General features: G+C 44.1%; 16 protein-coding genes and 1 rRNA gene. 13 read left to right on the forward strand and 4 right to left on the reverse strand.

From position 1 onward, the window contains the following. The 8 genes from rrf to MsAg5_RS09255 form a co-directional block, all read left to right on the forward strand. Window positions 1-113 (forward strand): 5S ribosomal RNA (gene rrf / locus MsAg5_RS09220); the annotation flags it as partial. A 383-nt stretch (window positions 114-496) separates the two neighbouring features. After that, the gene (locus tag MsAg5_RS09225; protein WP_338100341.1) at window positions 497-1,684 is read left to right on the forward strand and encodes a M24 family metallopeptidase; all 1,188 of its coding nucleotides are present in this window, start codon (window positions 497-499) and stop codon (window positions 1,682-1,684) included. A 26-nt stretch (window positions 1,685-1,710) separates the two neighbouring features. Then, complete coding sequence (gene map / locus MsAg5_RS09230) at window positions 1,711-2,616, forward strand: type II methionyl aminopeptidase (RefSeq protein ID WP_338100342.1); 906 nt, start codon at window positions 1,711-1,713, stop codon at window positions 2,614-2,616. Between the two features lie 63 nt (window positions 2,617-2,679). Next, window positions 2,680-3,006 (forward strand): YunC family protein, encoded by a 327-nt coding sequence (locus tag MsAg5_RS09235; protein ID WP_338100343.1) that lies wholly within the window; start codon window positions 2,680-2,682, stop codon window positions 3,004-3,006. Between the two features lie 54 nt (window positions 3,007-3,060). Beyond that, the gene (locus tag MsAg5_RS09240) at window positions 3,061-3,390 is read left to right on the forward strand and encodes a DUF167 domain-containing protein (RefSeq protein ID WP_338100344.1); all 330 of its coding nucleotides are present in this window, start codon (window positions 3,061-3,063) and stop codon (window positions 3,388-3,390) included. An 86-nt stretch (window positions 3,391-3,476) separates the two neighbouring features. Beyond that, a complete protein-coding gene (locus MsAg5_RS09245; RefSeq protein ID WP_338100345.1) occupies window positions 3,477-4,250 on the forward strand; it encodes an anaerobic ribonucleoside-triphosphate reductase activating protein in 774 nt (257 codons plus the stop codon). A gap of 970 nt (window positions 4,251-5,220) precedes the next feature. Then, complete coding sequence (thiL, locus tag MsAg5_RS09250; RefSeq protein ID WP_338100346.1) at window positions 5,221-6,417, forward strand: thiamine-phosphate kinase; 1,197 nt, start codon at window positions 5,221-5,223, stop codon at window positions 6,415-6,417. Window positions 6,418-6,633: 216 nt separating this feature from the next. Beyond that, window positions 6,634-10,434: an S-layer protein domain-containing protein gene (locus MsAg5_RS09255; protein WP_338100347.1), complete on the forward strand. Its 3,801-nt coding sequence runs from the start codon at window positions 6,634-6,636 to the stop codon at window positions 10,432-10,434. 315 nt (window positions 10,435-10,749) lie between these two features. Here MsAg5_RS09255 and MsAg5_RS09260 read toward each other — a convergent pair whose 3' ends face one another. Then, complete coding sequence (locus MsAg5_RS09260) at window positions 10,750-11,280, reverse strand: helix-turn-helix domain-containing protein (protein WP_338100348.1); 531 nt, start codon at window positions 11,278-11,280, stop codon at window positions 10,750-10,752. A 449-nt stretch (window positions 11,281-11,729) separates the two neighbouring features. Here MsAg5_RS09260 and MsAg5_RS09265 point away from each other — a divergent pair, with 449 nt between their 5' ends. Continuing rightward, window positions 11,730-12,731, forward strand: a complete 1,002-nt coding sequence (locus tag MsAg5_RS09265) for an ABC transporter substrate-binding protein (protein WP_338100349.1) — start codon at window positions 11,730-11,732, stop codon at window positions 12,729-12,731. A gap of 380 nt (window positions 12,732-13,111) precedes the next feature. On the opposite strand, the gene MsAg5_RS09270 is transcribed toward MsAg5_RS09265, so the two are convergent. Next, window positions 13,112-14,317: a methionine adenosyltransferase gene (locus MsAg5_RS09270; protein ID WP_338100350.1), complete on the reverse strand. Its 1,206-nt coding sequence runs from the start codon at window positions 14,315-14,317 to the stop codon at window positions 13,112-13,114. A 548-nt stretch (window positions 14,318-14,865) separates the two neighbouring features. Here MsAg5_RS09270 and hisG point away from each other — a divergent pair. The 3 genes from hisG to hisB all read left to right on the forward strand — a co-directional run bounded on the left by hisG (window position 14,866) and on the right by hisB (window position 17,220). Beyond that, entirely contained in the window at window positions 14,866-15,726 is an 861-nt protein-coding gene (gene hisG, locus MsAg5_RS09275; RefSeq protein ID WP_338100351.1) for an ATP phosphoribosyltransferase, read from the forward strand. 75 nt (window positions 15,727-15,801) lie between these two features. Beyond that, window positions 15,802-16,542, forward strand: a complete 741-nt coding sequence (gene hisA, locus MsAg5_RS09280; RefSeq protein WP_338100352.1) for a 1-(5-phosphoribosyl)-5-[(5-phosphoribosylamino)methylideneamino]imidazole-4-carboxamide isomerase — start codon at window positions 15,802-15,804, stop codon at window positions 16,540-16,542. A 90-nt stretch (window positions 16,543-16,632) separates the two neighbouring features. Further along, window positions 16,633-17,220, forward strand: a complete 588-nt coding sequence (gene hisB / locus MsAg5_RS09285; RefSeq protein WP_338100353.1) for an imidazoleglycerol-phosphate dehydratase HisB — start codon at window positions 16,633-16,635, stop codon at window positions 17,218-17,220. A 549-nt stretch (window positions 17,221-17,769) separates the two neighbouring features. On the opposite strand, the gene MsAg5_RS09290 is transcribed toward hisB, so the two are convergent. After that, window positions 17,770-18,426: a diacylglycerol/polyprenol kinase family protein gene (locus MsAg5_RS09290; RefSeq protein WP_338100354.1), complete on the reverse strand. Its 657-nt coding sequence runs from the start codon at window positions 18,424-18,426 to the stop codon at window positions 17,770-17,772. Between the two features lie 463 nt (window positions 18,427-18,889). On the opposite strand from MsAg5_RS09290, the gene MsAg5_RS09295 reads away from it, so the two are divergent. Continuing rightward, window positions 18,890-20,806: a sodium:solute symporter family protein gene (locus MsAg5_RS09295; RefSeq protein ID WP_338100355.1), complete on the forward strand. Its 1,917-nt coding sequence runs from the start codon at window positions 18,890-18,892 to the stop codon at window positions 20,804-20,806. A gap of 229 nt (window positions 20,807-21,035) precedes the next feature. Here MsAg5_RS09295 and MsAg5_RS09300 read toward each other — a convergent pair whose 3' ends face one another. Further along, window positions 21,036-22,679: an MATE family efflux transporter gene (locus MsAg5_RS09300; RefSeq protein WP_338100356.1), complete on the reverse strand. Its 1,644-nt coding sequence runs from the start codon at window positions 22,677-22,679 to the stop codon at window positions 21,036-21,038. Between the last annotated feature and the right edge of the window lie 162 nt (window positions 22,680-22,841).

Below are 22,841 nucleotides of genomic sequence, written 5' to 3' on the forward strand. Positions count from 1 at the left end.
CATAGCGGCGGGGAAACTCCTGTACCCATACCGAACACAGAAGATAAGCCCGCCGGCGTTCCTTACTGTACTGAAGTGTGCGAGCCTTCGGGAAATCTGGATCGCTGCCAAAGGCCTTTCTTTATATAATTTTAAACTTCTTGAAGTAATTTGGTAATTTCCTGTAGCTACCTTTTTTGAACTAATTATCATGCGATACCTCAGGTCACGTTTCTAATTGCGAGTTTCATGAGAAAATATTTGCTCATTGTCTTTTTTTGGGGGGCGCAGCGAGCGCGACGAAGAATCAGGTATCAGTTTGAAGATGTATTTTTTGAAGTGGACAACAGGTTTTGTTAAAAATAGGCTGTTCACAACCGAAACGCAAAATCAGACGCCTTTGGCGTCTGATTTTTGCGGATTTCATTAACTGAAACGGATTAGGTTGGCAACTGATCGGAATCCATCAATATCGAATAGATAATATTTTTATTCCGTTCCCCCTTTTAGTATTCCTATGCAATCATTCTCAACAAAAACAAAATTACCGGATATTTCCGGAATTCTTCAAAAAGAAGGCGCTGACGGATATCTGATGCACGGAAACATTCATGATGCCGATATCTACTATGCCACACATTTTCTGGCGTCAGATTCTTTTTCCTATTTGCTTTGTGCCGACAGCGAAGTATTGTTGGTTTCGGATATGGAAAAAGGACGGGCTGACATTGAATCCCGTGTTTCGAATGAAAACATTTTGATGACGTCTGATTTTAATTACCGGGAAAAAGCAAAAGAACTCAAAAACGGAACTTTGGCTTACGCTGCGGTTTTAAAAGAAATGCTGGATCGGAAAAACGTCAAAACGATTGCCGTTTCGTATGATTTTCCGGCTTATTATTTTGATCAGCTTCGGAAAAATTTCGACGTCGTTCTCATTAAAACGCCGTTTGAAAAAAACCGTACGGTCAAATCGGATTTTGAAGTCAGCTGTATCGAACAATCTCAGAATGCAGCCGAAAAAGCTATGGAGGCAGCTGTTTCAATGATTCGCCGCAGCGCTCCGAATGAATCCGGCGCTTTGGTTTTAGACAACGAAATTTTAACCGGAGAGCGGGTTTTGCAGGAAATTGACCGAACACTTCTTGAAAACGGCTGCGTCGGCGATGAAACGATTGTTTCCTGCGGCGAAGACAGCGCCAATCCGCACGGAAAAACGCTCGGAACGCTTTTTGCGAATCAACCGATTGTTATTGATATTTTCCCGCAGAACAAGCAAAGCCGTTATTTTGGCGATATGACGCGGACGGTTATTAAAGGGGAAGCGTTGCCGGAGCTTCAAAAAATGTATGAGGCGGTTCGCGGCGCCCAGGAAGCCGGCGTCCAAACGGCCAAACCGGGCGCGTCTTGCAAAGATGTTCACAACACCGTTTGCGATTATTTGGAAAATTCCGGATTTCATACGTACCGGAGCGGATCCAAAGTCGGATTTATTCACACGACCGGGCACGGTGTCGGTCTTGACATTCACGAAATGCCGAACGTTTCCGAAAATGATTATGTTTTGGAACCCGGGAACGTTATTACGGTTGAACCGGGGCTTTATTATCCAGGAATCGGCGGCATCCGCATTGAAGACACCGTTGTCATTACAAAAAATGGTTGCCGGAATTTGAACCGGATGGAAAAAAGATTTGAAGTTTAATTGTTATCACTCAATAAGGCGTTATTATGATTTCTCATACAAAAAAATTAAAGAATACGGAAGAAACTTTGGAAAAATACCGCGCGGCCGGAAAGATTCACCAGCAGGTGATGAAGGACGCGCGGGAAAAAATCAAAGTCGGGATGTCCATTTACGAATATGCGGTCTACATCGACCAACGCATTATCGAACTTGGCGGTCTTTCGGCTTTTCCGGTGAATATTTCCATGAACGCGGACGCCGCGCACGACACGCCGCTTTTTGAAGATACGCGGATTTTCGGTCAAGACGTCATCAAAATCGATGTCGGCATTCACGTGGATGGTTACATTGCGGACGGCGCAATGACGATTGATTTGTCCGGCAAACAGTCGGCTTTGGTGAAAGCCAGCGAGGAGGCCTTGAAAGCGGCCATCGATACGGCAAAAGCCGGCGCCACAACCAACCAAATCGGCGGCGCCGTTGAAGATACAATTACAGCATTGGGATTTCAGCCGATTCGAAATTTGATGGGTCACGGATTGTCGCAATACGTTGCGCACGATGAACCTTCCGTTCCGAATTGCCGGTTCCAGCGCGATTTTTCCTTGAGCGCCGGCGATACGATTGCCATTGAACCGTTTGCAACAGATGGAATCGGTTACGTCGACAATGGAAGCATCAAAGAAATTTATTCCCGCGTTTCCAGAAAACAAACGCGGCTTCCGATGGTTCGAAAAGTTTTGGATCAAATCGACGCTTACAACGGGCTTCCCTTTGCAAAGCGCTGGCTTGAGGGCGAAAAATTAGATTTTGCTTTGAACCAATTGGAACGCGACGGCATCATTACCAGCTATCCGGTTCTGGTTGAAGTATCCGGCGGACTTGTTTCTCAGGCGGAGCACACGCTGATTATTACGGAAGACGGCTGTGAAGTCACAACAAGAGATTGATTTTTATTCATTTTTAAGATTGGTTTTTCAGATTGAAATATTGAATTGATTTTAGGTGGTTGAATGGTATTTGTTTCATCTCGAATCGTTTTTGGTGAAAACGCTTTTACCGAAAAAATTGTGGTCGAAGACCGGGAATTTGAGGGTTTCTCGATTGCTGTCGACGTGGCGCCTTTTTTGCTCATCCGTTCCAAAGACGGTTGCGTGTTAGGCTGCGGCTTTTTGGATATTGCGGCGGCCGACGCTCTCAATTCTTGTGCGGTCAAAGTCAAAGGCGTGAAAACGTTTGATGATATGATGACGGCCAAAGTGGTCGAGGTCAGCAAAGCGGCCAAAAAGAAAGGCATCAGCATCGGAATGACCGGAAAAGCGGCGCTTTTGAGATTTTAAGAACATGTGTGCACACAAATGCATGCAAATTAAGGAAGATGGGGTGAAGGGTGTATGTCGTTTTCAGATGCTGTTTCTGTTCGCCAGTCTTCTGTTTTTTTGGATATCGAAGTGACGCCGGGTTCCAAAATTGTTTTGGTTCCGAGCGGTTACAACGAGTGGCGAAAACGCATTGAAGTGAAATTGTCGGAAAACGCTCAAAAAGGAAAAGCAAACGATCAATTGCTGTCGGAAATTGCCAAATTTTTCGATATTTCCCGCACGCAAGTCTCTCTTGAAAACGGGGCGACCAATTCTAAAAAAACAATTCGGATCGATGGCGTTTCCGAAGAAACCGTTTGCCGGGTTTTAGAAAAAGCGTTGGCGGCAATAGAAAAATGTTAAACTCAATTTTGCATGTAACATTTTACCTTTTTTAAAAAACTGCAAAATCCAATATTTAAAATATCAACGATTTCTATTCATTGTCTATGCAAGCAAATATTGGCGGCATTGTTCCGCTTTCGACGGTGGATTGGCACGGCCGTTCTTCAATCGTTCTTTTTTTTAACGGCTGCCCATTTCGCTGTCCTTATTGCCACAATTTTAATCTGATTGATCAAAAAAATTCGGTCGATTTGGATTTGGTTCGAAAACGAATATCTGAGTCCAAACCTTTCATCTCGGCCGTTGTTTTTTTGGGCGGCGAACCGCTTTTGCAATCGGAAGAAGTCGCGGAAATCGCCAAAATTGCCAAAGAAAAAGATCTCTTGGTCGGAATTCATACAAACGGTTACTTCCCGGATGCGGTTTTATCTTTGATTGAGAATGGGTTGGCCGACAAATTTTTTGTTGATATTAAAGCGCCCTTTGAATCCGATTTCTATTTGAAAGTGACCGGCGTCAAAGCGGATGAAAAATTTGGCGAAAAGATGATCGCCAACATTCAGAAGTCGTTGAAAATCATTGACGCGTCAAAAGTGGCTCTGGAAGTCAAAACAACGGTTTTTCCGGATTTGGTTGGCAGTGAGGAAGACATTGAAAAAATTGCGTCCTGGCTTGACCAAAATATTGTCAATCAGCAAAAATTGGCGTATGTTATTCAACAAGGAAACGGCAGGAATGCGCCGGGTCCGGTTTTACAGAATTCAAGATTTTTTGAACCGGCTGAAATGGACAAACTGGCGGAAACGGCCGGGTCGGTTTTGAAAGCGCCGATTATGACGCGAACGGAAGAAGAAGGTCAAAAAGAGTACAGATTTTAACTGTCTGATTCAAAACGTTCATTTATCGTACAATCTCAAAAATCTTATGAATATACTGGTAAATCGAATCAATCTTTTAATATTGGTGCCGGCCGATTATATTTTTTAAATATATTATGTATTTATTAAATGTATTATTATAATTGAAATCGACCGCCATTTCTATTGGAAAAACAATATCGGTGGATGAGTTCAATCGGGTTTGCAGTTTAACGAAAGGATATATACCATTAGACCTTTTTATGCTTTGCATCCCGTCAAAAACGAAATGTATTTACCCTTTTCAAACCCCAAAACAGCTCAACCCCGTCAAAAACGAAAAAAACTGTTTTTTGAAAAGAGAATATATGAAAAACGAGTCGCCTATATCTAAACTCTAAAATGTCATCTTTGACAAACACCTCAAAACGAATACAAAACCAACCTTAACAACCAAACGAAAACGAAAAAAACGAAAATGAATCAGCAAAAATCCAATATGGAGTATAGGAACACTTTGCTGTCATTTGCGACGGGAAACAAAATGAATTTGTTCGTTCGGTCGAAATAACCACCAAAAAGAGAACAGCCGAAAAGTGAAATTCAAAAAATTTCAAAGAACAAATTTGAACATGATGATTGTGCCGTCTATCAATTCCGATATTCGGCACAAGCATGCTCCATAGATTAAATTAATAAATAATTTTGTAATTCACGATTCTCATTAATCAATTTACCAATTCAACATACTATTCATCAACTTACCAGTTCATCAACCAGTTCATCAACTCATACGGTTCATTCCACTCATCCGTTCAATCCAATCTCATTCATTACGAGTTCTTTCAGAACGCAATATATATATAAAACAAAATACCTATGTAAACCCTCGAAAGTTGCTGTGTTTACATTATTCGTCTCACACATGGTTTTAAGCCGGTTGGCGGTTTAAAAAACGTGTTCTTTTTATCCTCAATTTCCGGTGATTCGCATGAAACCCTCTGCTTCAGATTCCGATGGCCGAAAAATCACCGAAAAAGAACTCATTGACGTTTTTTCTGACGTTTTTCGTTTTTCAAAGAAGCCGATTTTATCCGGCTCCGAATTTGATGATTGTGCAGCCGTCCGTTTCTCATTTTTTACATCCGTTCTCGGTTCCGATTCGGACAACGCAGATCTTCTTCGTTCAACATCGCTTCTTTTCAGTACCGACACCGTTCACCGGAAATCAGATTTTCCGCCCTCAATGTCGCCTTGGCAAATCGGGTGGATGTCGGCTGCTGTTAATTTAAGTGATATTGCAGGGATGGGCGGAAAACCTGTCGCGTTTTTGGTCTCGATTGGTCTTTCGGCTGACTTTTCTTTGAACGACGCCCGCGAATTGGCGCTCGGCATCAACGACTGCGTTTCCATGTTTGGCGCTGAAGTCATCGGCGGCGACACGGAATTTCACGACGAACTCACAATTACCGGGACCGTCATCGGCGTTTCCGAAAACAAACATGTTCTTTACAGAAACGGCGCCAAACCCGGCGATTTGCTTTGCGTCACGGGTTTTGCCGGCTCAGCCGGCGTTGCGCTCGACCTTCTTCTCAACGATCCCTCTTTTCAAAAGGCCGGCGTCAGCATAAACAGCGTTTCTCCGGCGTTTTTAAAGAATTTAACAGAGCCGTACCCGCGTGTTTTTGAAGGACGCGCCTTATCAAAAACCGGCGCCGTCACATCTATGATGGACACAAGCGACGGCCTGGCGGCTTCGGTGCACGAGCTTTCGGAAAGATCCTGCGTCGGTTTTGTTGTTGACGCCGAAAAAGTGCCGACGGAAGGCGAAGCGTTTCAAATTTTATCCCAAGTCTGTCCGACGGCTGATTCGGCCAAGCAAGCGCTTTTTGAAAAAGCGCTTTACACAGGCGGCGACTATGAGCTTTTGTTCACCGTTTCCCCTGACAAACTAAAGGCAGTTGAGGCGGCTTTTGAACAACTGAATCAACAATTAAACCAACAATTAAGCCGGCAATCAAATCAAAAAGACGGCGGCAAAGCGTTTAAATCGGGCAAATCCCCGAGCCGGTTCACCGTCATCGGCGAAGCGACAAAAGACAAATCCGTTCTTTTGAAAACAGAATCAAAAGGACAAATTCAACTCATCTCTCTTTTAAAAAAAGGGTATGATCAATTTGACAAATGAAATGCGTCTCTATCTATTGTCAAAATAATATATAATTTCAAGAACGAGAAACTTAAATATCAATGAGACAGAATAACTTACATTTATAAGTGGTCAGACAGTCAAACTTTTGTCACCATTATTTAAATTTTATTAAAAATATAAATAGTAAAATATATAAAACAAAGAGGTTTTATAAAAAATTACTGCTCATAAATCAAAAATGGAGGAACGACAATGAATAAAATGATATTTAAAGTACTGATTGCGCTTTTAGTCATGTTTGCCATGATTGGCGCGGCCAGTGCTGCGGTTGGAAATTTAACGCTGGATAGCGTTAATGGCACTTCTGGCGCTTATAATATGACATGGAAATGGGATGGCGGTGGCAATACCTATAGTGTTTCTATTAACGGTACACCCGATGCATCTTTCGATCCAACAAAGAGCGTATACACATTGGAAAACATCAATTTGAGTGAAGATTACGTCATTCTTGTGACAGATACAACAGATTCTGATACGAATACTTCCACAAACAAAGCGTTGGATATTTCAGCTACAACTCTTGAATCAACATCTGCTACAAATGATACAGTATACAAATTAGTAACAAATCCGACATCAACTTTCCAAGTTTATGGATCGTCTTGGGCAAATTATGATGATTCGACCGGTATCTCTGGAAGCACATCAGCTTCCACAACTGTTAATTACAGGTTGACAGATGCAGGTGGAAACCTTAGTGTTAATCAAAGTGTAGATTTCCCCGTTCTCGGTTCAATTTCTTCAGTAAACAGTACCGACGCTGGAAATAGCAGCAAGCATAATATCAGCTGGACAATCTCTGACTTTAATGGTTGGAATCATGTTGAATACAGTGTTTATGAAAACACAACTCCCGGAACATTGATTTTAGATAACCAAACATTGGCTTCTTCGTCTGACAAAATTAATGTTTCAAATTTGGAATCCGGAAAAACATATGTTCTTCAAGCACACGGTGTTACATCCTCAGGTACGATGGGAGCAACTACACCGGTTGGTTACAGTTTGTTAGTGACAAATGAAGTAACTCTTGCAGCAGCAGCAACTCCGCTTTTCCCGTCTGACGGTGCCGGAACAACAGGGTTTGATGGAAATAATACTTCCATTAACATTACCGGTCAATTCAATACCAACATGGTGGTGAATGCGACAACTTTGGTTAACTGTAGTTTCGAATGGACTTTAAACAATTCTTCAAGCACAGTTGAAACTAAAAATAATGTAACAGACAGTAAAACCGATAACTTTACATGGACGCCCAATGCAACCGGAAAATATACTTTAAAATTGGTTGTTAAGGAAGTTGCCAACAACTCAAACAACCAAACATTAACTTGGAATATCACGGTAACAGAACGTGATACTGGAAACCGAGTTTGGACGCCCGATTTGCCGGATGATAAGTATATTTGGGATGCACGCAGTTTCTCCGGATTTTATTATAATTTAGATACCGGTGAAGGCGATGAAAAAATGACAATTTACAATATCAGCCGTTCAATCAGCAAGGGTGATATTGAGTACATAACAACGCCATCTGTAACCAATTTTTCTTATTCGGGTTGGAATACTTACAATGTTGTTGGTTTCATGGGTGACAAATACTTTGCCGGTTATGATAACACCAGTTTGATGAGCAGCGGCTATTTGTCGAAAGTTTTGATTGACAGCGATGAAAAAATCAACGCGAACATGGGTCAATATATTCCTCTTGAAGAGGGATACTCACTCAAAGTCAGTCAAGTTGACGTCAATGGTAACAAAGTGTTGCTGGTCCTTGAAAAAGATGGAAAAGAAATCGTTACGAGCCCGGTTGCTGGTGGTGCTGATTTTGAATATGAGAAAAAAATCGGTGGTAACAACACAGTTATAGTTAAAGCTCACGTCGATTCTGTTTTCCAAGGAACAGAAAGCTCCCTTGTCACTGTGAGAGGTCTCTTCCAGATTTCAGACAATTTGACGAAACTTGAAAGCGGAACCAAGATTGACAAAATGGAAATTACAAATGTCGGTTCTACTCAAATTGAAATGAAAAATCATGAATCCGTCAGTTTGAGTGCCGGTTCAAATATCACATTGATGGGTAAAATGAAAATTGAAGTTGCTGATGACAGCTCCCAGTTGCGGTTTGCGCCCTACATTGAATACACAGAACCTGGCAAATATGAAATCAGAGGAACAGTTTCAGATTATGGAACGGCTGGTTATGATATCAATCAATGGACTCCGAGAAACTTTGAAGGCTTCTATTATGATATTGACGACAACGATTTCAACACAGAATCCATCACTGTCAGTGGTGTCAGCAACTCCAGCCGAACCATCGCTAAAGGAAATTTGACCTATAAATCAGAAGCTGTTCAAACAGAGTTCAATCATACAGCATGGCAAAAATATTATGTTGTTGGATTTATGGGGGAGAAGTACTTCGCCGGTTACAACGACACCAGTTTGCTGAACAGCGGCTATTTATCTAAGGTTTTGATTGATGACGATGATAAAAGAAACGCCAACATGGGTCAATATATTCCCCTTGAGGACGGTTACTCTATTAAAGTCAGTCAAGTTGATGTGAATGGTAACAAGGCTTTGCTCGTCCTTGAAAAGAATGGAAAAGAAATTGTTTCAAGTCCGGTTTCAGGCGGCGGCGATTTCGAATATGAGAAAAAGATTGGCAACAACAATACAGTTATCATCAAAGCTCACGTCGATTCTGTTTTCCAAGGAACTGAAAGTTCTATCGTTGTCATAAAAGGTCTTTTCCAGATCTCAGACAACGTCACAAAACTTGACGACAGCGCACGATATGGAAAGATGGAAGTGTCTTCCCACTCCGGTGGAATCGAACTCGTCAACCGCGATACCGTCGGTCTTTCGTCCGGCAACACCGTCGACTTCATGACGGTCGGCAACACGACCATGTCTTTCAAGGTCGGCGACAACTCGACTCTCCGGTATGCACCGATTGTGATTCGCGAAGTCGGATCCAACGCTTCTTTGGAAGTCAAAGCTTCACCGAATCCGGTGACTGTCGGCAAAGCCGTGAACATTACGGTTTCCGACCGCGGAACAACGCTTGAAGGCGCCACGGTCATTGCCAACGGAACCACCGTCGGAACCACCAATTCGTCCGGTATGATTTCCTACACGCCAAACAGCGTCGGAACCATCAAAATAACGGCCACGAAATCAGGTTATGTGGACGGCAGCGCTTCATTGACAGTTCAGGGCGAAGCCAAGAACATGTCCATGTCGATTTCTCCGGACAGCGTTTATCCGGGAACAACGGTAACAATTCGTGTTTACGACTCTTTGAATAACAGCAGCATCTCAGGCGCTAAGATTTATGTCGGCAGCGACAATGTCGGATCCACCGATTCCAGCGGACAACTCAATTACACGTTCAACAGCTCCGGAACATTTACGGTTCTGGCCAACGCCACGGACTACCTGAACACATCCAAGACTGTGAACGTCGTTTCCAAAGTGAACTTCGTGTTCTCGAACTACTCGTTGAGCCCGGAGAACTTGAGCGCCGGAAAAACCACGAAATTGTCGTTTGACATCACCAACAACGGTATTGAAAGCGGTTCTCACACCGTGACGCTGCAATTGGTTGATGCCGCCGGCACCGTCGTTGACGAAGATTCAAAAACCGTCAGTTTGGACGTCGGAAAATCCAAGAGCGTTACCCTGTCCGTGAAACCCAAAACGGAAGGCACTTACTCCTTGGTGCTGAAAGAAGACAACAACGTCGTCAGTAATGTGCCGTCCAATATTGGAACTGTTTCAGTCGGACCGTCCAGCGGTTTGTTCGGCGGTTCCACTGCGGTTTATGTTGTGATTGCGATTGTGGCCATCATCGTCCTGGCAGTCTTGGGTTACCTCGGCTACCTCTTTGGTGTGAAAGGCGCCACTCGCAGCAACTACAAAGAAGTCAGCGGACAAGTGACAAGCGATCTCAAGAACAAGTTTAAGAGAAATAAATAATCGAAAACGCAGAGATAAACGCTGAAAAACGATTCAGCAAAATAAAATCATAAAAAATAAAAAAAGTAAAAAATAAAAACGTGGAGTTTGCCGAAATCGGCAAACTCCTTTTTTTTTGATTTATGAAAAATGGATTGCAACGACACTTCAAATTGATTATCCTTTGGAATTCAATTTTATCGTTCTTGGAATCTCACTGAATTCAATCGGTTGCAGTTGACATATTCTCTTTCAAATTTTATCCTTTTTGTACATTTTTGAATTGGTTTTTCCGAATAATTCGAAATTTTTCCAAACCAATGGCCGCTTGTCATGTCAGTTATAGCGCCCGATTTTTTTCATGGCGATTTCAATCGCTTCCGTAATGCTTTCTTTGGGCATGATCGTCGTCACCGGGATAGAAACAATTTTTTCCACCGTGTGGCTGACAATAGGCGCGCAAACCAGTGCTTTTGCGCCGTCGCGCTCGGCTTTGACGGAGACGATAATGGCTTCTTCGATGGAATTGGCCGAATATTCTTTAATCGTAATCAGCCGGCCGCCGATTTTTCGTTTGGTTTCGGTAATGGTATCCAGAACCATCCGGGCAGCGATCACGGCAATGAATTCCTGCGCGGGGGTTTCATATTTTCGGACGGTATCAACGATCTGGCGCAGCGTTTTAATGTTCGGGGCGCGGTTTCCGGACAATATTTTGTAAAGCGTGCTGTGCGGAATGCCGGCTTCTTTTGAAAAATCAACGGCGTTCATATTCAAATCTTCTTTAATCACGCGGTGCAGTACCATTTGGAATTTTTCATCCGAATCGAAGGCGGCTCTCATCAACCGGTCGGACATGGTCGTCATTTTAATCCCCTGATGTGTAAAACGAAAATAAAACGAAAGTAAAATCAAAATAAAGTCAAATACATTTAAAATAATGATATCATTCAAAAAACTGTTTTCATAAATATATTTTTCCGTTTTTTATAATCTGTTTTCCTTTTTGTCCGTTTTGGGATATTATTTCTCTGAAATTGGATAGTTTTTTATATGCACTTTTAGAAATAAAAGATTCGTGTTTGGTCTCTGATTTTAAAATATTGTTTCCAATCACGTTTTTAATATTTTTTCGGAAAACGGTTTTGCTGAATTGTCCGGACAGATCTGATTCAAACAAAACCTTTTCATCCCATTTAATTTTTATAAATTTATATCGTATTGGTATAATTAATGTTCAACAATCCATTTCCCATCCGGGGTTGATGCCGGAAATGAAACGTTGAATTGAAAAATCGAACAAGTGAGGTTTAACGATGAAAAAAGTATTATCCGTTCTTATTCTTGCGCTTTTGGTCGCAATCGTCGCCTTTTCCGGCTGCGTCGGCAACGACGACGGCAGCGGAAACGGTTCCAACGTCACCATCGGCTACCAGCCGAGCACACACCAAATGGCTTACACATCCGCCGAATCCATGGGCTGGTGGACGTCCAATTTGACAAAATTAAATGTGTCCAGCGTCAACAACAAGCTTTTTGAAAGCGGTCCGTCCGAAGCCGTTGCTTTGTCTTCTGGCGCCATTCAAGTCGCTTACATCGGCGCCGCGCCGATCATTCCGGCCGTTGCTCAAAACAACTCCGATTTGAAAATCGTCGCCGCCGTTCAAATTAACGGTTCCAGTTTGCTCGTCGCCAACAACATGACCTACAACGGTCCGCAAGACTTGGTCGGCAAAAAAGTCGGCACTTTCCCGCCGGGATCCATACAGGACACACTCTTGAAAACATGGCTGACGAACAACGGTGTCGACCCGAAATCCCTTGAAATCAAAGGCATGAGCCAGGGAGACGCCGAAGCCGCTTTAATGTCCGGCTCGCTCGACGCTGTCTTTTTGCCGCACCCGGCCCCGGCCGTTATTGAAGCCGGCGGTTACGGCCGCATCGTTTACAACTCCGGTCAGATGGAACCCGACCACGCTTGCTGTGTGATTGCGGTCAGCCAAAAATTCATTGACCAGCACCCGGATATTGTGAAAGAAATCGTCCGCATCCACATCGACGCCACCGATTACACCAACGAAAATCCGGAAAAAGCCGCTCAATATTATTCGAAGATGACCGGCGTGTCCCAAGACACTGTGTTGGCTTCCGTCAATGAATGGGACGGCGCATGGGTTTCCGACCCGCACATGATCGAAGATTATGTCGTGGCTTACTCCCAAGCTCAATATCAACAAGGATTGACTCCGCGCGCGTTGACCGCAGAAGACCTCTTTGATACCAGTTTCTACGATGAAATCATGGCAGAGAGAGCTTAATCTCAAAACCGTGTTTCATCAATTCAAAAACAACTCTAAAAACAGTTGACATTAAAAACGTTTGACTTTCGACAAATTTAAAAACGTTAACCTATCAACAAAAAGCAGGCAATTGCCTGCTTTTTGATTTTTTAACATATGTCTGACTTTTGATTAAATTTCTGTTTTCTTAGCATATATGCTAAACTTTTGACCATTTTTTTGCCGGTCAAATCTTCGGAAATAAAAATAAAAAATTAAAAACCGACCCACAGATTTGAATGACTCGAAGAAAACGTGTCGCTATAACGCGCGCGCTGCGACCGCTGTTAAAAAGAGAACAAAATTGAAAAATAAAACGATACGAAAAAAGAAAGAAAAACAACAACGGGTGTTGTTTTTCAGAATGTGTCGAGTTCGCCTTTGGCGACCATTTCGGTAATTTTTCTCGTGTCGGCCAGCCACGAATCAACGATTCCTTCGGCTTCTTTACGAACCGAATCAAATTTGGCGCCCGGCTTTGAGACAATTTGAACGCTGGCAACGAGCGGCTGGTCAATCGGCTTTCCGATTTGAGACAACAATTTCACATAAACGTCGTCCACATCGCTCAGTTCGGCGGCGACTTGGCGGGCGATTTGCGTCGCCAAAAGGTTGTAAATTTTACCGATGTGGTTGATCGGGTTTTTGCCGCTGGTCGCTTCCATACTCATCGGGCGGTTGGGTGTGATGAGCCCGTTGGAACGGTTTCCGCGGCCGACGGAGCCGTCGTCGCCCATTTCAGCGGACGTGCCGGTGACGGTTAAAAAGACAGATTCTTTTTCGATGTCGTCGGCCGTGTTAATCATCACATTGACGTTGCGGTTCGTGTATTTCGGAACCATGTCCATGACGTAATCTTTCATTTCGTCAATGCAGTTGACGTAAGCGCCGATGTCGTCCACGTATTTTCCGATGAGGCCGCTGCAAATGGTGAGCGTGATGTCTTCGCCGTTTCGAAGTCCCATGACTTTGATGTCTTCACCGACGTATTTTTTACCTTTCTTTTTCTTAAAATCTTCAATTAAAGACCGCTCGGTGTTGTAAACGATTTGTTCCAATTCGGAAAACGGCGCGTGGCCGACGCCGAAAGACGTGTCGTTGGCGACCGGCATTTTGCCGTCCCGGCCGAACACGTGGGTTAAGTCGGAGGATCCGCGTCCGAATTTGCAGTCCAGAATCACTTGTGAATCCACGTCCATGCTCGGAAGTGTGTTTTTCAAATAGTTGCGGGCTGTTTTTAAAGCAATGGTATCAGTCGGAATGTCGGTGCCGCAGAATTCCTTGGTGGCGCGGCCGACCAATAAAATGTAAATCGGTTGGACAACTTGACCGCCGCCGAATTTCGGGATGGAGCGTCCGGCAACAATTTGAGTTTCGTCGGTGTTGTGGTGCAAAACGCCGCCGCATTTGTCCAAATATTCCGCACATAAGGCGCGGCTGACGGATTCGGCAAGACCGTCCGCAATACTGTCGGGATGTCCGACTCCCTTTCTTTCAACCAGTTCAATTTGTTGTTTTTCAATCGGCGTCGCCATATACGGCTCAATGCAAATATTTCTGGACATGAGACCCCTCTTTATTTTTTTTATTTATTGTTTTTAATATCGTTCGTATGTTTTAGTTTAATTTAAATGGCTTTCAGTTTCATTTTTAATTTTTAAATGACTTCCAGTTTCATTTTTAATTTTTGTTCGTTTTTAATTTTTCTTAATCAGGTTTATATTCTATTTTTAAAAGAAGGATAAAACGAGGAATATCCAGTATGTTTCAGTAGTATATATTGTTTACACATGAATATAACTGGTAGTAATTAAAAATCTTAAAATAGGCTTGTTTATTCATCCATAAAAATTGTTTTCAATAAAAGAATCATTAAGTTTTTAATGAAAAACAGATTGTATTTCACACCATCTTTGCGTTAATCTCATAATCATTCAGTTCATTACATTCAGTTCATTATTTTGGAATTATTCATTATTCTCAAAATTTAACGACAAAAATGCAGTCCATTTTCGCTGCGTCTTTTTCATAATATTCTTTCATTGCGTTAGCTGTTATTATTTTCATTTATATTGTTATTTATATTGTTATTTATTTCAAAGGAAAATTTAAAATGATTCGTATTGCGATTCCCAATAAAGGCCGTTTACACGAGCCGACCCTTGCGATTTTTAAAGACGCGGGGCTTCCGGTTTATGGCGGCGGCAACGAAAGCCGTCAATTGATTGCCAAAACTTCGGATCCGGACATCACGTTTATTTTTGCGCGTGCGGCCGACATTCCGCTTTTTGTTGAAGAAGGAACGGCCGACCTTGGTATTACCGGTCTCGATTTGGTTGTGGAACGAGGCGCCAGTATCGAATGTCTGACAGATTTGAAATACGGCAGTTCCCGATTGGTTTTGGCGGTTCCGGAATCGTCTCCGATCACGAAAGTCGAAGATTTGGCGGGAAAACGTATCGCGACCGAATTTCCGGAAATCACCCGGAATTTTTTCAAGGAAAAAAACATTGACGTCGAAGTGATTGAGGTCAGCGGCGCTTGCGAAATGACGCCGCATATCGGCGTCGCGGACGCGATTGTGGACATTACGAGTTCCGGAACGACCATGATGATCAACAAGCTGCGTCCTGTTTCTCAAGTTTTTGAATCCAAAGTTTATCTGATTGCCAACAAGGACAGTTTGAAGCAAAAAGACAAAATTTCCGACGTCAAGACGGCGATTGAAAGTGTTTTGCTGGCGAAGACGAAGCGTTATATTATGATGAACGTGCCGGCCGGCAATTTAAAAGACGTCGAAAAAATCATTCCGGGAATGAACGGTCCGACGATTATGGAAGTGGAAGCGCCCGAGCCGACTTTTGCCGTTCATGCCGTCGTTGAAGCCGATCAAATTTTCGTTCTCATCCGGAAGTTGAAAATCGTCGGCGCACGCGATATTTTGGTTTTGCCGATCGAACGCTTGATTCCGTAAACGGAAATCGAAAAGTTGAGCAATCAAGAATCGAAAAGCTAAAAAACAAAAAACAAAAAACCGGAGGATCCAAATATGGTTTTTGAAATTATTCCCGCCGTTGATATGAAAAACGGAAAATGCGTTCAGTTGGTTCAGGGCGTTCCCGGAAGCGAAATGGTTTCCTTGGACGACCCGGCCGCCGTCGCTCTTTCCTGGGTCGGCAAAGGTGCCAAAACGCTTCACCTCGTCGACCTCGACGGCGCTTTTGAAGGCAAACGGCGCAACGGTCCGATCATCGAAGACATTGTTTCCCGCGCCAAACCGCTCGGCGTTCAAATTCAAATCGGTGGCGGCATCCGCTCTTTTGAAGACGCCGCTCATCTGTTATCGCTTGGCGCCGACCGCGTCATTTTGAGCACGGTCGCCATGAAAAACCCGCAGATCGTTCGTGATGTGTCGGCCAGTTTCGGAAAAGAATCGGTCGTTGTGGGCCTTGATTCCAAAAACGGGTATGTGGCGATTGAAGGCTGGACGGAAATTTCCAAAGAGAAAGCGGTTGACGTCGGCAAGAAGTTTGAAGATCTCGGCGCCGGCTACATTTTGTTTACCAATATTGATTCGGAAGGCTTATTGAAGGGCGTCGACACAAATCCGACGAAAGAGTTGGTCGATTCGGTCACGATTCCGGTGATTGCGTCCGGCGGTGTGACAACCATTGACGATTTATTCAAATTGAAAAAAATCGGCGCTTACGGCGCCGTGGTCGGCAGCGCGCTTTACACAAACAAATTTACGCTTGAGGATGCGATTTCGGCGCTCAAGTCGGATGTTTGAGTTTGCTGACAATTGTTACTGACGGTTGACTGACAGTTGACGGTTGACATTTGGTTAAATGTTTAATACTTTGGACGGTATGATTAAATTATGACATCAAAAGCCAGAACAGCGTCTTTTTCGAGAAAAACGAAAGAGACAGACATTAAAATTGACATTAATTTAGATGGAACCGGCATTTCCGATATCCAAACCGGCATCGGTTTTTTTGACCACATGCTGGACGCGTTTTCCCGCCACTCCGGTTACAATTTAACCGTCAAAGCCATCGGCGATTTGCATGTGGACGGCCACCACTTGGTGGAAGACGCCGGCATTGTTCTCGGAAAAGTGATGGCGGAAGCGCTCGGCGACAAGCGCGGCATCGCACGTTTCGGTGAAGCCCGGATTCCGATGGATGATTCCCTCGCCGAAGTGGCGCTTGACATCGGCGGCCGCGGATTCCTTGTCTTCAAAGCCGATTTTTTCGCGCCGACCGTCGGCGATTACAGCACACAGATGACAAAGCATTTCTTTGAATCGTTTGCCATGTCGTCCGGTATCAATTTGAATATGAAGGCGGAAGGCGACAACGACCACCACAAAATTGAAGCGCTTTTTAAGGCGTTCGCATACGCCATGAAACGGGCAACTGTAATTGAAAGCGATTCGATTAAAAGCACGAAAGGGGTTCTTTAATCCTTTTCTTTCATTTTTCTTTTCTGTTTTTGTTTTTTTGCGCGCCGCCGCCGCGCGCGTTATGGCGATCATTTTTTGTTTTGAGTTTTCAAAAACGGCATGTTTGGTTTTTTTCAACATCAAGCAAACCGCCCCGCAAAATCAGACGCTTTGCGTCTGTATTTTGCGGAATTCTATCAGCAGATACACTCCAATTTACAGTCTGATTACAGCTACTGTTTTCAGATTACAGATTGTACCTGCAGTTAACTATTTTTAGATTTCAGATTGTATCTACAGTTGACTGTTTTTAGATTTCAGATTGCATCTATCGTTTCCAAATACAGTTATTTTCCTAATCCGATTTGTACCTGCAGTTCACCACTCAACCTGAATCTGCTGAGCGGTATCCGCAAAATACAGATGCTATCGCATCTGATTTTGCGGGATGGTTTGCTTGGAGTTGAAAATTAAAAACGGATGGCGGTTTGCTTGAAATCAAAAATTAAAAATGAGATTAAAAAAGATAGCAGTCTGATTAGAACTGAAATTAAAAGTAAAATTTTAAATTCAAATCATTGCCGCGGCAATTCCGAAAATCCACGTTAGAATCCACATTGAAAATCCAAACGTTAGCGGGATGGTCAGATTGTCATCCAGTTTCAGCTGTTTGGTATAAATTTCAACGATGGACGCCGCAATAATTGAAACAGCTGCCATCAGTGTGAAACTCATGGTCAGATCCAAAATGAAAAAGTAAGCAATCAAAAATATGATCGAGACGCCGATAAAACCGAGGGTTCCTTCCAGCGATTTTCCATTTTTAAATTTGTGCTTTCCGAACCGTTTTCCGATCAAGGCGGCGAACGCGTCGCCGAAAATCAAAATGGTGATGCCGATCATGGCGACTTCTTTTGAAAAAAGGAGGACGGAAAGGAAACAACCCAGCAAAAACCAAACGGAACTCACGTTTCCGGATTTTTCATTTTCACGCAGCACCGATGAGAAAAATCTGATTTTAATGTTGTTGAGCGCCGGAAACATGCGGCAAAGCTGTTCGGCCGCGACAAGCGCGACGAACAAAAAACCAATAACGAGACATGCGGTTTGTTTTGTCGTCAGATAAATGAAAATCACAAAAACAAAAGACGTCATGTGAAGCAGTTTTCTTTTGACTTCCTGCCGGTAACTGAATTTTTTTGCTTCCGATGCTGCTTGTTCCGACATTTTTTCCCCATTTGTCTTTTGGATTTTATTTTTTTCAATATTTTTGATTGATTTTTCAATATTTCCGATCAATTTTTTGAATATATTCATCACTTCAAAAATATAATTTTGATATGTAGCGGACTTTTATCAAAATCTATTTATTATTTTATAACGATTTTCCATTTTGTTTTTGCATATCTATTTTTCAAACAATTTTGTTAGAAATAATGGTCATATGTAATATAATTATGCAAAACTGTAAATTTGTTTCAATCAACCGTTGAATAAAACCGTTCATATCTGTCTGCTAACGTTTCTATAATTGCTTTCAAGTTTAAAGAGGATTTGTCGTACTTGTCGCGGTTCTTGGTTATTGAAATGAATTGAGTTTTGCCGACAAAACGGTTCTTAAAAAACGATATCCGTATTCGTTTATATCGTTCTTATCAATCTATTTCGAATTATATTTTAGGTGAATTTCATGGTTTCAAATTTGGTTATCGGTTTTGGAATCACGCTGGCCGCTTACCTGGTTGTCCTGGTGGCGATCGGCTGGTATTTCAACAAGAAACAGAAAACCGTTGTCGACTTTTGGTTGGCCGGAAGAAAGCTTGGCGCTCTTCCGCTCGGCTTCGCGTCGGCAGCGTCTTGGATTACGGGCGGCGGCATTTTAGCCGTGACGGCCATGTACTTGCTCGGCGGACTCGGCTCCATCTGGACCTTTGCAGCTCCGAACGTGATCGCACTCTTTTTGATCGGTCTTTTGGTCACGAAAATCAAAAGCTTACCGGCCATCACACAACCCGAACTCTTAGAACAAAGATACGCCGGCTCCATCCGGGGTCCGGTTGCGGTGATCATTTCAATCGTCATGATCCTTTTCGCTGCCGCCGATATTTCCGGTCTTTCTCTCATTTTCGGCGTTTTCTTCGGCTTTGATCCGCTCTTTGCGGCTGTTCTCATCGCCGTTTCCGTTTCCATTTACGTGCTTCTCGGCGGTCTTTCCGCCGTCGTTTGGACCGACGTCATCCAATATCTCATGTTGGCCGGCATCACCATTTTCATCGCAATCGCCGTTCTCTTCTCGGCCAGCGACATGGGTGCGCTTTCCATCGGCGACTTCATCACGACGTCCGCACCCGCCGGTTGGTGGAATCCGCTCTCCATCGGCATTCCGATGATTTTGATCTTCTGTATCGCCATCATGCCGGGTTGGGTTTCCGAACACGACCAATGGCAGAAAGTCTGGGCCGCCCGCGATGAAAAATCCGCGCGGAACGGTTTCTTCTTCGGTTCCTTCTTGATGCTTTTGATTTTCGGTGTCACCTGCTGTCTCTTGGGTCTCGGTCTCCGGTACCTGTATCCGGACATCACGAACATGGGCGGCGCTGAAGTCGCTATGCTTCGTTTCATCTCGGACAACTTTGGCGCGCCGATCATCATCGCCAGCGCTCTCGGTCTCACGGCCGCCGCCATGTCCTGTACGGACACATTCTCCACCTCCGGCGGATCCACCATCTCTCGCGACCTTTACCAGAGATACCTCAAGCCGGACGCCACCATGAAGGATTTGAAAATCGTCAACAGAATCGCCGTTTTGATCATCATCGTCGGCGCCACGATTGTTTCATTCCTTCCGATCAACATCATTGAATTCATCCACATCGCAACCTACATTGCAAGCGCTGCGTATTTCTTCCCTTTAATGGGCGGCCTTTACTGGAAACGCGCCACCAAAGAAGGTGCAACCGCTTCGTTAGTTGTTGGTTTTGTTGCTGAATTCGCGATGGTGGCCATTGACCTTTACATGGGAACCAATGCCAGCGGCGTCTATTATTTGGAAACCATCAGCCCGGTTTTCACCTGCCACGGCGTGATTCTCGGTATGGCGCTCAGTGCCGTCACGTTGGTTGTTGTTTCTTTGATGACCAAACCGTCCTCCGTTTACAACTTGGCCCCGTTCTTCCCGGACGAAGCTAAAAAATTGGAACGCGACGAAGTGTCTCAAGTCAACGAGAAATCGGATGAATACCAATCCTACCAAAAGGCGCTCAAAATTGAGACCACCGGCGAACGCGAAAGCCTTCACCTCGAAGTCAAAGCCTCTGCGCCGCTCAACTGGGAACGCTTCACGGACGAGCTCACCAAAAACAACACCGCTTGGTTCACATCGGCCGGAAGAAACACCGTCTACCGTTTGACCCACGGCGACCTTTTGTCCTGCCCGTCGATTTCCCGCGGTCAAGACGAACAAGAGATTTGGATTGCCGCCGAACCGCGTCTTGACGGTTCCAACATCGCTCAGGTCGAAGTTTACTTGGCGTACAATGAAATTTCAGCGCTTCTCAAATCCATGGGCATTTTGAGCAACCTCATTGTGCCGGAAGTTAAAGCGTAAGCATGGTCAATTTGAATAAATATTGAAAAAAAGATTAAAAAATAAGAGACGCTTGTCTCTTATTTTCTGTTTTTATTTTTTACATTTCCGTTTGTTATGACGGTTTTATCTTTTAAAAATTCTGTTTTGATTATTTGTTCTCACGACTTGCTGTTTTGTTTGTTGCCGGATGCGCCGTCGCGCGCGTTACAGCAACATGTTTTTACAAATCATGAACAGGATGCCGGTTTTATTTGGCAGCCGCCGGAGCCGGCATTGAAGCCAGACCGGTCTCTTTGAACCGGTGCTTCAATTTCTTGATGATTAAATTTCCGAAGGTGAAACTGACGACCATCATCAGGAAATCGCCGACCAGAAGGCCGATCCAGACGCCGACCAAACCGTATCCGAAGGTGATGCTGAGCAGGTAGGCAAACGGCACCTCAAAGACAATCGTTCGCAAAAGCGTGAGCGCCAGCGACCATTTTCCCATCCGTAGCCCTTGAAGCATGGACGACGTCAGCATGCCGGCCGGGAAGAACAGGAACAAGAGGAACATGTACCTCAAGAATTCCACGATGCTGTCGTGCAAGTGAAGCGATTCGCCGGTCGCAAATACGGCGGCGATCGGTTCGGCGAACACGAAGATTAAGATTGCGATGATGAGTTCAAGCGCCATGCCGAACATAATGGCGAAGTAGTAGACGTCTTTGAGCTTTTTGATGTCGTGGCCGCCGTAAGAAACACCGGCCATGGTGGTCATTCCGGTGGCGAAACCCAGCATCGGCATAATGCCCATGGAAACAATACGCCAGCCGGTTGTGTAAATCGCAGCGCCGCTTGTTCCGCCGACGTTGAGAACGATGGCACTCAAAAAGATGGTTGAAATCGACATGGTCAGCTGTGAAATCATCACCGGGATACCGACTGAAAAGATTTCTTTGACGATACTCATATCGAATTTGAATTTGCGGAGGGTGATGGTGACGTATGTTTTTCTCTCAATCAGCAGCCAGTACATGACCATTAACATGGAAACGGCAAATGAAACGACACTGGCGTATGCGGCGCCGTTGACGCCGAGACCAAGTCCCCAGTCATAGATAAAAATCGGGTCCAAGACACAGTTCAAAAGCGCGCCGGCAATTGTGGCGAACATGGTTTTTCTGGAATTGCCTTCGCTGTTGAGAATCGAGTTGCCGATGTTGAGCAAGAAGATAAAGATCACAGAGACGATGAAAATATTGATGTAACCGGCGGCCACGCTCGCTAACGAGGCGTCGGCGCCCATCAATGAAAAGATCGGTTTCATGATCGGGATTGCCAGCCAACAGACAAAGCTGAGAATGACGCCCAAAACAATGGCGTGCGTCGCGAAATTGTCGGCTTTCTTTTTGTCTTTGGCGCCGATGGACCGGGAAATCGCAGAGCCGGCGCCGACACCGACGCCGGTGGCGAGCGCCATCAGTCCGAGGAAGAACGGGAAAACCAATCCGACGGCAGCCAACGCTTCTTCGCCGAGTCCGGCCACCCAAAACGTGTCCACTAAGTTGTAAACGGCTTGGAAAACAAGGGCGACCATGACGGGAATTGAAATCTTAATCAACGCTTTTTTCGGGTTTCCGAGAAGGTCGGCAACGCCTTTCGTCATTTTTTCCGTGTCGGGTCCTTTTTCATCGGCATACCAGTCGGAATCTTTTTGCGCATTTTCTGCAGTCGGCTGATCTTTTTGGGATTGCTGAGTTTGCTGTGTTTGTTGAGCTTGTTGTTCCGGTTTCACCAGTTTGGCTTGCTCTTTATATTGCTTTTCCATTTTTTGGGCAGCGTTTTCCTGTATAATTTGTTCTGCTTGAAGTTCTTCTTCCGATTTTTTTTGTTCCGTTTCAGCGTTCATAAAGTAAGGCTCCGATTTTGAAAATGATTTTAATTTTATCCATTTTGTTTCTTCCCTAGTAAGAGGATATATTTGTAGTTTGTTCATCCAATTTTATTTTTTAAAGACTCGAATAAACATGACAATTTGTTTGCGGGACAGTCTTTGCCTGTCTGATGATTT

Origin of the sequence: Methanolapillus africanus (genome assembly GCF_032714475.1) — an archaeon.
Lineage (GTDB): Archaea > Halobacteriota > Methanosarcinia > Methanosarcinales > Methanosarcinaceae > Methanolapillus > Methanolapillus africanus.